Source organism: Colwellia sp. C1TZA3 (assembly GCF_007954265.1).
Classification (GTDB): Bacteria; Pseudomonadota; Gammaproteobacteria; order Enterobacterales; family Alteromonadaceae; genus Cognaticolwellia.
The window spans coordinates 1-12,015 of sequence record NZ_VOLS01000079.1 but is presented as its reverse complement, the minus strand read 5'-3'; the positions used below and the strand labels follow the sequence as shown (position 1 = coordinate 12,015).

The following is a 12,015-nucleotide window of genomic DNA, read 5'->3' as shown; positions in this document are numbered from 1 at the left end:
ATTTAACCTGATGGATTAAAGACCAACCTAAATAGGACCTACGGGTGATAATATAGCCTTGAGTGATTGTTTTTGTAGGTCGGACTTCAGTCCGTCAACTGTTAAGCGGTTGATTAATATGATTAAGTAACAAAAATCTGCAGCGGATATTGTTTTGTCGGTTGGTATTAGCCTGTTTTAGAGGCTTTAATTTCTTAAAAGATATTTAGGATAAATAATGACAAAAATTGTGCATGTTGCTGTTGGCGTGATCAAACAAGAAAATAAGTTTTTTCTCACTAAGCGTTTAGCAAACAGTCATCAGGGTGGAAAGTGGGAATTTCCTGGTGGCAAAGTCGAAGAAAATGAAACTGTCCACCAAGCGCTACACAGAGAGCTAAAAGAAGAAGTTGCCATTGAAACCCTGTCTTGCACACCATTAATGCAAATAAGCCATGATTACGGTGATAAAAAGGTACTATTAGACGTATTTGTTGTTGATAACTTTACTGGCGAAGCAAAAGCTTTAGAAGGGCAACAATCAGCTTGGTTTACTTTAGCAGAGTTTGCTGCCTTAAGCTTTCCGGCAGCTAATCAAGCCATTATTGAAAAGCTGCAAGCAAACTATCAATAATATTTTGCCGCTTATGCACGGTAACAATAGCGCTAGTATTAACCTCATTTTCGGCAAGTTGTCAATATTATACCAGTTCCATTAAGTTTGTGATCTTGTTGTGCGCAGGAAAAATAACTCAAGGTAAGGCGCTTGATTGAGCAATAGCTGGCTATTGGGATTGAGAGCAACACAGCCTTGAGCTATTTTAACTAGCACAAGTGAGCAATAACTTAATGGGATTGGTATTATACCAGTTCCATTAAGTTTGTGATCTTGTTGTGCGCAGGAAAAATAATTCAAGGTAAGGCGCTCGATTGAGCAATAGCTGGCTATTGGGATTGAGAGCAACACAGCCTTGAGCTATTTTAACTAGTACAAGTGAGCAATAACTTAATGGGATTGGTATTACTCAGGTTCAACAAAGAACTTATTATGCTGTAAAAACTCGGCTTCTAAAGCGTCGAGCATTTCTTCATTTAACTCGACCGCGCCTTGTACGGGTTGACTAATTTTATGATTTTCGTCAGCCCAATCACCAATATCAATTAACTGGCAACGTTTACAACAAAATGGACGATATTGACTTTCTGCTTGCCAAATTACTTCTTTTTTACAAGTGGGACAAGCTACTTTTAGTGTCATAAGAATTACTACTCGCTTAAAATTGTATTGTTATTATAAGAGAATTTTAGTCAAGCGGCTAGGGGGGAAAGCTGTAAGCTTTCAATTTGAAGCTGTCAGTTAAAAGGCAAAGTAAAAGTTGAACACTCATAAGTGTAGCCAACTAACAACACTGATAGCGGGCAGCTTAAAATTAATAACTATGCTGGTTTATTTGCACCGAGCTAATTGGAAGTTTGTTGTTTGTTTAGAATATTTACGGCCGGTTTCATTGCAGGGCATCATAAAGCGTATTGAGTAGCGAAAACGGTTACCGCTAATGGTGGGATAAAATGGTAGATGATCGGCAATCTTAATACGTAATAATATTAATCCCTCGCCATTATCTTGGTAAAAGCCACTTTCAGTTGTTATTTCCTTGAACTGCGTCCGTTGACGAACAAATTTTAGCACCAGTGATAAACCCGCACTAATTTGTGCTAGTAGCGACAGCCAATGGCGGCATTGTGCTTCAACTTCAGCGTTTGGTTGGTTTAACCAAAACTGTAACTGCGGTAGATCAAAGTGTGAACTGCCGCCCTGAATGGCGAAACGTTGTTTCAACGTCATTAAAAATTTATCATCTTTAAATTGCAGCCACTTAGGGCTAGGTACTTTTAATTGGCTAGAGAGCGCAACCGTTTGTTTTAAGTTATCTTCGAGAGCGGCACTATTAATATCTGGAATTTGTGACCAAACGACTAAATTTTGTTCTAATTTCTCTAAGTCTTTAATTAAATCACCACGTATATCATTGCGATCAACGGTATCTAGAATGGCAAATAAAGCATTAAAAAACACACTATGACTAGTGGCGATATTGTATTGTAAGCAGTCTGAAGCCTGAGCAAATAATTGCTCAAGTTTTAAATAATTACGAATACGCTCATTGAGCGGATGTTCATACAGTATAGCGGTCATTAATTAGAAGCTTTTTTTGAAAATGAATGGATGATATCTTTATAGTACGCACAGCCAAGTAAAATGGCGAATTATTTTGTCAAAAATACCAGCCAAAGGCTTATTTATCAAGGCTAGAGCTAGTTGATAATAACTGGTATTTTTCAGCTAAATTTAGCACCTGTTGGCGAATGTTTTCTAGACTTTTATGCTGATTATTGATGATATCATCAGCAAAGCTAAGACGTTGTTCACTCGGCATTTGACTAGCGATAATACGCTTGATTTCTGCCGCTGAGCTTGGATCACGTGCCAGGGTGCGAGCGACTTGGCTTGCCTCGTCAACATTAACCACTAAAACGCGGTTGACTATTTTATGTAAATTATTTTCTAGCAGTAAGGGCGCTACCAGTAGGCAATAACTGCTTTTAGCCTGTGCTATCTGGCGAACTATTTCTGCTCGAATTAAAGGGTGTAATAAATTATTTAACCAAGCTTTATCTTGCGGCTGACTAAAAATGCGGCTGCGCAGTTTAGCTCGGTTAAGTTCGTCATTATCATCAATATAGTCAGCGCCAAAATGCGCTTTAATTGCTAGTAGTGCTTTACTGCCTGGCTGTACAACAATACGAGCGGCAATATCTGCGTCGATAATATCAATATTTAATTCGGCGAAAATATCACTGACCGTGGTTTTGCCACTGCCAATACCGCCGGTTAAGCCAACAATAAATTCAGACATATGTGAGTCCTTTGCTCTGCCAACGAATAGACAGGTCTTTTTAGTTTTAAGTTTGAAGCTGTCAGCTGTCAGTTCCATGGCACTTGTTAGAGGAGATTGTTTTTACTGAAAGCTGAAAGCTTGTTTACTGACAGCTTTCTTGATGTTTTTGAAGCTTTTTAAGTTAACGTGCTTAAATACCACGACCAAATGCCATTACCCCAAAGTAGGGTTATCCAACCGGCAACGGCTAAATAAGGGCCAAAAGGGATCACCTGCTCTCGCTGGTGATTGTTAAATACCATTAGGCTAATGCCAATAATAGCGCCAACGGCTGAAGCCATTAAAATCAGTAACGGTAATAATTGCCAGCCTAACCAAGCACCAAAAAGTGCCACCAGTTTAAAATCACCATGGCCCATACCTTCCTTGCCGGTAATTAACTTAAACAACCAAAATATACTAAACAAACTTAAGTAACCGGCAACTGCGCCAATAACGGCGTCGTTTAACGGCACAATACTGCCGTTAATATTAACCAATAGTCCTAGCCATATTAATGGCAGGGTTATTTGGTCAGGTAATAGCATGTGATCAAAATCAATTAAGGTTAAACAAATTAAGCCCCAAGTTAAGACTAATAGCATCAGAGTGGTGAAGGTAACCCCATAATTGGCAGCAATAACCACACTTAATAGCGCAGTTGTTAATTCAACTAACGGATAACGCAGCGCTATTTTTTCCTGACATTGACTACATTTACCCCGTAAAAACAACCAACTTATGATGGGAATATTTTCGTAAAAACGAATTTTATGTTGGCAAGATGGGCAGCTAGAGCTTGGTGTTGACAGTGTAATAATTGTGTCTGCAGGCTTGATAGGTTTAGCGAGTTCATCAGCTAGGAACTCACGACACTCTCTTTTCCAACCTTGCTCTAGCATTTTAGGTAAGCGATAAATAACCACATTTAAAAAGCTTCCTATCAGTAAAGAAAAAACGAGGACAACAGCATAGAAAAATGCTGGTGAGTTTGTCATTAGCGTAATAAAGTCTGTCAAAAGATTAGGCCTCAAAATGTAGGTGATTTTATGTTAATTGCTTTAATGAAATTGGTATAACGTAAAGTGAATAAAAAAACGATGACGAGCATCGCTTTAATTTCATCGTGTCAATATCAATATCAATGTCTAGTGCTGTAACTTATACCACCATACCAATTTGGAAAATAGGTAAATACATCGCAATAATTAACCCCCCGATAACCACCCCGAGCACCGCCATAATCATGGGCTCAAGCAGTGTGGTTAAATTATCCACCGCATTGTCAACTTCTTGCTCATAAACGGTGGCAACTTTCGCTAGCATATCGTCAACTGAGCCAGACTCTTCACCAATGGCGACCATTTGCACCACCATATCAGGAAAAATAGCACAATTGCGCATGGCTAAGTTCATTTGCATACCTGAGACTACTTCAGCGCGGATCTCTAAAATAGCCTCACGAAATACCGCATTACCTGACGCACCAGCAGCAGACTCTAAGGCATCGGGTAAAGGCACACCAGCGGCAAAAGTGGTTGATAGGGTTCTGGCATAACGAGCAACAGCCGCTTTTTTTAGCACGCCACCAATAACAGGAATTTTTAATATTTTTCTATCAACGCTATTGCGCAAAGTCAGACTATTGGTATGCGCCTTTTTAAAGAAGTAACTGCCAATAAATAGCCCAGCAAGACCAAAATACCAATAGGCCTGCATAAATTCTGATATCGCAATAACCAGTAAAGTAAAGCCGGGTAGTTCTGCACCAAAACTAGCGAAAATGTCTTGAAACACCGGCACTACAAAAATTAATAAAACTGAGGTAACAATAAAGGCAATAACTAAAACAGAAATAGGATAAGTCATGGCTTTTTTGATTTTTGCTTTTAGTGCTTCTGCTTTTTCTTTATAGGTAGCAATACGTTCATAGATAGTTTCTAGTGAACCAGATTGCTCACCTGAGTTAACTAAATCACAATATAAATCATCAAAATATTTTGGGTGTTCACGCAAGCACTCAGAAAGTGGAATACCCGATTGTAATTTATGACCAATAGTGGCGAGTAATTTTTGCATATTGCCATTGTTGTGGCCAGAGCCGATCATTTCAATGGTTTGCACTAAGGGTACGCCAGCCGATAGCATAGTGGCAATTTGGCGAGTTAGTACTGCAATATCAACTGGCAGAATATTCTTATCGCCACCAAGACCAAATAAAGGTTTAGCTTTTTTGTTGGCTTTACCTGGGGTGATACCCTGCTTACGTAGCTGTGCTTTAAGCTCTAAGATACTAGTGGCATTAAGCTCACCACTGATTTTTTTACCTTTGCGGTTTAGCCCTTGCCATTTATAAACATCAAGTGCCTTAACTTTACTTTTTCTGTTTTTTACTTTTACTGTCGAAGAAACAGCCATGGGCTTAACCTAATTTTTTATTGTCTAGTTATTGTCTAGCTATTGCCTAGTTATGGTTAAGCTTATTGCTAGCCATAGCGCTAGGTTAATTTTTATTATTGTTATTGTTATCGTCAGTATGTTGAGCTTATCGCTATTGTCTACACTTGGCAATTTTTAGCTGGGGAGTGTTGGTATAGCGACTAGTTTTTTGCTGGCTAAAGGTTAAGGGCTAAAGGCTAATACCTAATGGCTAATAAATAAGGCTGACTTGTTTAATCAACGAGTGATATTACTAGGTTAAGCGCAGTGGCAGTAAAACCGTTAGGCGTTGGTTACCCGATTAACTTCTTCTAAACTGGTTACCCCTAAAGCGGCTTTCTCTAGCCCCGACTGGCGTAGATTATTGTAACCTTCACGCTGGCATTGGGCGGCAATATCTAATGAGTTAGCGCCGTTCATAATTAAATTGGCGGTAATGTCACTAATTTTTATCACTTCATAAATACCCACTCGGCCTTTATAACCGGCGGTGCAATAATCACAACCAACGGGTTTAAATAGTTTTATTTCGCTAAGTTGCTCAGGTAAAAAACCTTGAGTTAATAGTTCAGTTTCAGGTATGTGTTCTGCTGCTTTGCATTGAGTACATAATCGCCGAGCCAAACGCTGGGCAATAATAATGGTGACTGAACTGGCAACGTTGTATGACGGTACACCCATATTTAATAAACGGGTTAGGGTTTCTGCTGCTGAATTAGTATGCAAGGTTGATAAAACTAAGTGGCCGGTTTGTGCGGCTTTAATAGCGATTTCTGCGGTTTCTAAATCGCGAATTTCACCCACCATAACAATGTCGGGATCTTGGCGTAAAAATGAGCGTAATGCACTGGGAAAGGTTAAGCCAGCGCGGGTATTAATTTGCACTTGGTTAACGCCTTCAAGGTTAATTTCAACTGGATCTTCGGCGGTTGAAATATTTCGTTCTTCGGTATTTAAAATATTTAAGCCGGTATAAAGTGAAACAGTTTTACCTGAGCCGGTTGGGCCGGTGACTAAAATCATACCTTGTGGCTGTGCTAAGGCATCCATATAAATTTGCTTTTGCTTGGGTGCATAACCCAGCATGTCGATACCTAACATGGCGCTTGACGAGTCAAGAATACGCATAACCACTTTTTCGCCCCACATGGTGGGCAGGGTACTGACACGAAAATCAATCGACTTCTTTTTAGACAAGGCTAATTTAATACGGCCATCTTGTGGCACACGACGTTCAGCAATATCTAATTTTGCCATCACCTTTAACCGTGCTGCCATTCGCGCGGCTAGTGATACTGGCGGCCTGGCAACCTCGTTTAAAATACCGTCAATTCGAAAACGAATGCGGTAAGACTTTTCATAAGGTTCAAAATGTAAATCCGAGGCACCTTTGCGAATAGCGTCGAGCAGTATTTTATTGATATAGACCACAATGGGCGCATCTTCTTTATCGCCAACACCAATGCTTTCTTCTTCTTTACGTTCTGCTTGAACATCAATACCAGATAATGCTTTCGCGTCGCTATCTGAAATATCAAGCGCATCGCTATCGGCTTCTAATAGTTTTTCAATACAAAGGCTTAAAGCGGTTTCGTTGGCAATAACTAACTCGGTAGCATAGCCGGTATTAAACTGAATTTCTTCTAGGGCATCAAGGTTAGTAGGATCAGACATGGCCACAAATAACACCTTGCCGCGTAAATACAGCGGCAGAGCGTTGTGTTTAAGGATCAGTTTTTCGTTGCGTATGCCATCAGGGATTAACGAGGTATCAAAACTGTCTAAGTCAATTAATGGACAGCCGAAACTACGAGCCAGCGTGCTAGCAATATCCTTAGCATTAATCTCTTTGTCTTCAACTAAATAGCGCAAAAACGGCTTATTTTGTCGAATAAAATCGGCACTAATTTTCCCCGCTTTTTCAGTAGAAACAATATTATGTTTAGCTAGCGCAGAAAGCAGGCTAGATTGTTGATGAAGTCCTTTCATAGATCTCTAAAAACTCATTAATTATCAACAGTTACAGTGTAACTATTTTAGTTAGGAAAAACAAAAAACAATTTTTTATTAATTTATTAGAAAAAAAAAGCTCCCGAAGGAGCTTTTTACTAATTTATATTTATTAACATAAACCACTGGCTATACAAGTACCTGTAGTTCTATCCCAAGTAACCTGCCCAGCTAACCATGTACCTTTTAAAATATAGGTATCACCATCAGGGAAGGTAGTCGCATTGCCAATAGCTGTAATTAATATATTTGGATCTGAAGCTGTAACCTTTACGCTAAGTACTTCACCTGTTGCTCCAGCATCGGCAATGCCATTTTTGGTAGCAATGCATTCACTGACAAAAGTTGCTACAGTTGTTGCTGCTGTTTGACCACAAAGTTCGACGGCTATTTTTTGTGTTGATGAAGCTAAAACTACTTCTGAGAATTTTGCTTTTTGGGTATAAGTCTGATAAGCCGGTAATGCTACCGCGGCTAAAATACCAATAATCGCGACAACGATCATTAATTCAATTAGGGTAAAACCTTGTGCTTTTTTGATTGTATTTAGTTTTTTCATTGTGAATAATTCCATATATTATTATGTTAACTAAATAGATATTGCGGTAAAAAAGGCAGAATGTAAATTATTTGTGACTAATTTGTTTTATTTTTTACGATTTCAACCTTTAATGGCTAAATTTAACGCTGTTTATTAGTAAAAAAATAGTTATCAGTAAAAAATAGTTATCAGTGAAAAGATAGCTATCAGTTTTAAGCTGTCAGCTGTCAGTAAAAAGATAGCTATTAGTTTTAAGCTGTCAGTTACGCCCAACTGGCGAGTTGGTTTTTTTTACTGAGCGCTTAAAACTGAAAGCTTAAAACTTTTGTTGGTTTATTTAAACAAAACGCATAGATAAATCAACCGCTTGTACGTGCTTGGTTAATGCCCCTACTGAGATAAAATCGATACCTGAGGTGGCATAATTTTTTAGTGTGCTTAAGGTCATGTTGCCTGACACTTCTAACTTGGTGTTGCCGGCTGATATTGTGGCGGTCAGTTCTACTGCTTGTTCAATCATCGCAATAGTAAAGTTGTCGAGCATAATAATGTCAGCGCCGGCATGCAGTGCTTGGGTTAATTCAGCGATGCTTTCTACTTCGACTTCAACAGTTTTGTCAGGGTGATTAATGCGCGCTGTAGCAATGGCTTGGTTAATACCACCACAAGCGGCAATATGATTTTCTTTAATTAAAAAAGCGTCAAACAAGCCTATTCTATGATTGACTCCACCACCGCAAGTTACCGCGTATTTTTGTGCACTACGCAGGCCGGGTAAGGTTTTACGAGTATCAAGTAGCTTAGTACTGGTGCCGGCAAGGTGTTTAACATATGAGCTAGTAACGGTTGCGGTAGCTGAAAGGTTTTGTAAAAAGTTTAAGGCGGTACGCTCACCAGTTAATAAAATACGTGCGTTACCGGTTAATTCAAATAAGGTGGTATTGGCTTTTACGCTTTCGCCATCGTTAACAAACCAAGTGATTTTGGTCTCAGTGTTATAAATGTTATCAAGCTGCTTAAACACTTCATTAACCCAAGCAACGCCACATATAACACAAGCATCGCGACTAATAATATTAGCTACCGCTTGGTTTTCTAACGGAATAAGTTCGGCGGTTATATCACGGCTAGTGGCCAGTTCTTGGTAGGTATTTACGCCTAGGTCTTCACATAATGCCCAGGTAACGGTTTTGCTGATGTCGTGTAATAATGAGGCTGGTAACATTTAAAGCTGCTCTCGTAAAATTAGTTGTTTTCCGGTTTGGCTAAATTCTACTCTTTTTAGCGCGCTCATGCCCAACAGAATTTCATCAGCCGCCATACTGGGGTTAATATTTGCTGCTATATCATACAAATAGATATTACCAATGCGTAATTCATTTATTTGGGTGGTAAAGACGGTAATAATGCCATTAGCGGTTTGCACGCGTTGTTGTCCTTGAGTTTGCAGGGCTAAGTTGTCTGCAATATGAGCCGGAATTGACACTTGTGTTGCGCCAGTATCGAGTAAAAATGTCACCTCGCGGCCATTAATGGCACCGTTTGTTAGATAATGCCCTTGCCGGTTTTGCTCTAAGGTCACCGCGGCTTTACCATTGGCTTGCATTGAAAGCTTAGGGTCTTGATTGGGATTATATTGTTCGTCTAACAGGTCTTGAAAAATAAAAACCAATAAGGCGATGCCAATAACCCAAGCTACCCAGACAAAACCTTTGCCAAAATTTGCTGTTGCGTTATTTTTAGTCACTTATGTCCAACCTTCGGTTAATCTGTTTGGTATATCTTGTTCTGTTGTCCACTTTACTATGTAATAGTGCAACGATAAACAACCAGTGAATTATTGTATGTCATTTTTGCCAAATGACCGAAAAAATAGCGCTGAACTCAGCATTAAAAAGGGTTGGCTTAGTGACGTTGAAATTCAACCATCGAGCCATTTTGAGCCTAGAGCTGACAATGAAGCGGTGAGTTTATTGGTTGTGCATAATATTTCATTGCCACCGGGGCAATTTGGCGCTGACCACATCACTAATTTTTTTCTTGGTAATTTAGACCCAAGCATTGACCCTTACTTTGAAAGTATATATCGCATACGTGTCTCCGCGCATTGCCTTATTCAGCGTGATGGTCATATTGTGCAATATGTTTCGTTTAACGATAAAGCGTGGCACGCAGGTCTGTCGTGTTATCAAGGTCGAGAAAAGTGTAATGACTTTTCAATCGGCATTGAGCTAGAAGGAACCGACAATATTCCCTATACTGAAGCACAATATCAGCAGCTTAGCCGCGTGAGTCAGGCATTAATTGGTGTTCATGCGGGGTTAGAAAATAACATTGTTGGCCACTGTGATATTGCGCCCGGACGTAAAACAGACCCAGGAGCCGCGTTTGATTGGCCGCGCTTTAGCGCATTAATCACAAAAAAAGCGGTAAGTTTGAAGCTGTCAGCGGGCAGTAAAAACAAGCGTGAGCTGTAAGTATTGATAGCTAAGAGATAGCTGTCGGTTTGAAGCTGTCAGTTGTCAGTAAAAACAAACACCAGCTATAAGTTGGGAGTAACTGATAGCTGACAGCTTAAAACTTAGAGCTAAAAATAGCTTAATGGCTGAAATTTTTTTTAACATTTTGTCAAATATAGGATAATTAAAAATGAGCTTGATTAGTTTGTTAATTGCACTAGCTGCTGAGCGTTACTTGTCGTCGAGTACTTGGCAATTTAATACATTGTACCAACGATATATGGCGGTAATTAAGCAGACTAAGTTGCTCACTAATTATCGACATTCTGCCCTGTTAAGTTATGCAGTAATTCTTATTCCTGTACTAGGCTGTCATTTTTTATTGGCACAAGTGGATAACGTTTTATTGTATTTAATTGCATCAACCTTAATATTGATTGTTTGTTTTGGTTGTATGAAAACCCGCGAAGTTTATAAATGTTATTTACAATCAGCTTTTAAGGGTGAATTAACCAGTTGCGAGTTACAGCACTTACAACTACAACAAGATAAAAATATTGCTAACATGGGCTTTGGCCAAACCATGGTTTGGTTAAATTATCGTTATTTTATCGCCGTTATGCTGTTTTTCGTTTTCTTTGGCGCTGCAGGTGCATTGTTTTATCGTTTATTAACCACGGTAAATGAAAGTGCTAACGCTAACAGGCAAAGTTCTGCTGCGGATGTTGAGCATGAAAATAGCGAAGAGCCAGCTATGCACGATGGCAATAACGGTGATCAAGCAACACAACAATTATTATTTTGGCTTGATTGGCTACCCGTTAGGCTGGTTGCTTTTGGTTATATGTTTGTGGGCCATTTCTCAAAAGCAATGCCGGCTTGGATAGATAACTTATTTGAATTTGAAAAAACGCCAAGCCAAGTCTTAATAAGTGTTGCCCAAATGTCGGAAGACTTTATGGTTGACGCTGATGACTATACTGCAGAGCCTTGTTTATTAGTAAAGTTAGCTAAAAGAACCTTGTTACTATTTTTAGCGGCAATAGCCGTATTAACCTTAAGCGGGGTTATTTCTTAGTTTTAAATTAAACAGAAGAAAGAAAGAAAAGAAAGAGAAGTTTTAAGCTGTCAGTGCTCAGCTGTCAGCTTAAAACCAAAGCTAGATTTAATCGTCTACCAATATAGCGACACTCTTGTTAATGAGAACTGACCGCTTAAAAGCTAAAACTTACCACTATATTTGTTACCAATGCAGCAACATTCTTGTTACTGAGAATTGAGAATTGAGAATTGAGAATTGAAAGCTGACCGCTTAAAAGCTAAAAATTACCGCTATATTTGTTACCAATACAGCGACATTCTTTTTACTGAAAGCTGAGCGCTTAAAACTTAAAACCACCTGTCATATTTATAATTTTCATTGCCACGAAGTGAAATCGAAATTGTTTACTCTAGCTATAAAAAATTAGTTATTTTACCCTCAGCTTAATTATCGTTAAGTTTAAACGCTAACTGAGATACTTATACCAATCCCATTAAGTTATTGCTCACTTGTACTAGTTAAAATAGCTCAAGGCTGTGTTGCTCTCACTCCCAATAGCCAGCTATTGCTCAATCGAGCGCCTTACCTTGAGTTATTTTTCCTGCG

General features: G+C 39.1%; 12 protein-coding genes. 3 read left to right on the top strand and 9 right to left on the bottom strand.

All coding sequences use genetic code 11. The annotated features are described in order from the left end of the window. Positions 1 to 217: 217 nt before the first annotated feature. Positions 218 to 613, top strand: a complete 396-nt coding sequence (gene mutT / locus ESZ39_RS16135) for an 8-oxo-dGTP diphosphatase MutT (protein ID WP_146880952.1) — start codon at positions 218 to 220, stop codon at positions 611 to 613. A gap of 387 nt (positions 614 to 1,000) precedes the next feature. Here mutT and yacG read toward each other — a convergent pair whose 3' ends face one another. The 9 genes from yacG to ESZ39_RS16090 form a co-directional block, all read right to left on the bottom strand. Beyond that, positions 1,001 to 1,237, bottom strand: coding sequence for a DNA gyrase inhibitor YacG (gene yacG / locus ESZ39_RS16130; protein ID WP_146880951.1), 237 nt, complete (start codon positions 1,235 to 1,237; stop codon positions 1,001 to 1,003). Between the two features lie 189 nt (positions 1,238 to 1,426). Next, positions 1,427 to 2,176 carry a cell division protein ZapD gene (gene zapD / locus ESZ39_RS16125; protein WP_146880950.1) on the bottom strand — a complete coding sequence of 250 codons (750 nt, stop codon included), beginning with the start codon at positions 2,174 to 2,176 and terminating at the stop codon, positions 1,427 to 1,429. A 100-nt stretch (positions 2,177 to 2,276) separates the two neighbouring features. Beyond that, positions 2,277 to 2,897 (bottom strand): dephospho-CoA kinase, encoded by a 621-nt coding sequence (coaE, locus tag ESZ39_RS16120; protein WP_146880949.1) that lies wholly within the window; start codon positions 2,895 to 2,897, stop codon positions 2,277 to 2,279. 158 nt (positions 2,898 to 3,055) lie between these two features. Further along, the gene (locus tag ESZ39_RS16115; RefSeq protein WP_411266890.1) at positions 3,056 to 3,937 is read right to left on the bottom strand and encodes a prepilin peptidase; all 882 of its coding nucleotides are present in this window, start codon (positions 3,935 to 3,937) and stop codon (positions 3,056 to 3,058) included. Between the two features lie 142 nt (positions 3,938 to 4,079). Next, positions 4,080 to 5,336 carry a type II secretion system F family protein gene (locus tag ESZ39_RS16110; protein ID WP_146880948.1) on the bottom strand — a complete coding sequence of 419 codons (1,257 nt, stop codon included), beginning with the start codon at positions 5,334 to 5,336 and terminating at the stop codon, positions 4,080 to 4,082. A gap of 303 nt (positions 5,337 to 5,639) precedes the next feature. After that, the gene (pilB, locus tag ESZ39_RS16105; RefSeq protein ID WP_146880947.1) at positions 5,640 to 7,346 is read right to left on the bottom strand and encodes a type IV-A pilus assembly ATPase PilB; all 1,707 of its coding nucleotides are present in this window, start codon (positions 7,344 to 7,346) and stop codon (positions 5,640 to 5,642) included. Positions 7,347 to 7,479: 133 nt separating this feature from the next. Then, on the bottom strand, positions 7,480 to 7,926 hold the full coding sequence (locus ESZ39_RS16100) for a prepilin-type N-terminal cleavage/methylation domain-containing protein (protein WP_317615725.1): 447 nt from the start codon (positions 7,924 to 7,926) through the stop codon (positions 7,480 to 7,482). Between the two features lie 319 nt (positions 7,927 to 8,245). Further along, positions 8,246 to 9,133 (bottom strand): carboxylating nicotinate-nucleotide diphosphorylase, encoded by an 888-nt coding sequence (nadC, locus tag ESZ39_RS16095; protein WP_146880946.1) that lies wholly within the window; start codon positions 9,131 to 9,133, stop codon positions 8,246 to 8,248. Next, on the bottom strand, positions 9,134 to 9,655 hold the full coding sequence (locus ESZ39_RS16090; protein WP_146880945.1) for a TIGR02281 family clan AA aspartic protease: 522 nt from the start codon (positions 9,653 to 9,655) through the stop codon (positions 9,134 to 9,136). A gap of 97 nt (positions 9,656 to 9,752) precedes the next feature. Between ESZ39_RS16090 and ampD the strand changes: the two genes are divergently transcribed. Next, complete coding sequence (gene ampD, locus ESZ39_RS16085; RefSeq protein ID WP_146880944.1) at positions 9,753 to 10,385, top strand: 1,6-anhydro-N-acetylmuramyl-L-alanine amidase AmpD; 633 nt, start codon at positions 9,753 to 9,755, stop codon at positions 10,383 to 10,385. 172 nt (positions 10,386 to 10,557) lie between these two features. Next, positions 10,558 to 11,445 carry a beta-lactamase regulator AmpE gene (gene ampE, locus ESZ39_RS16080; protein WP_146880943.1) on the top strand — a complete coding sequence of 296 codons (888 nt, stop codon included), beginning with the start codon at positions 10,558 to 10,560 and terminating at the stop codon, positions 11,443 to 11,445. The last annotated feature ends 570 nt before the right edge of the window (positions 11,446 to 12,015 follow it).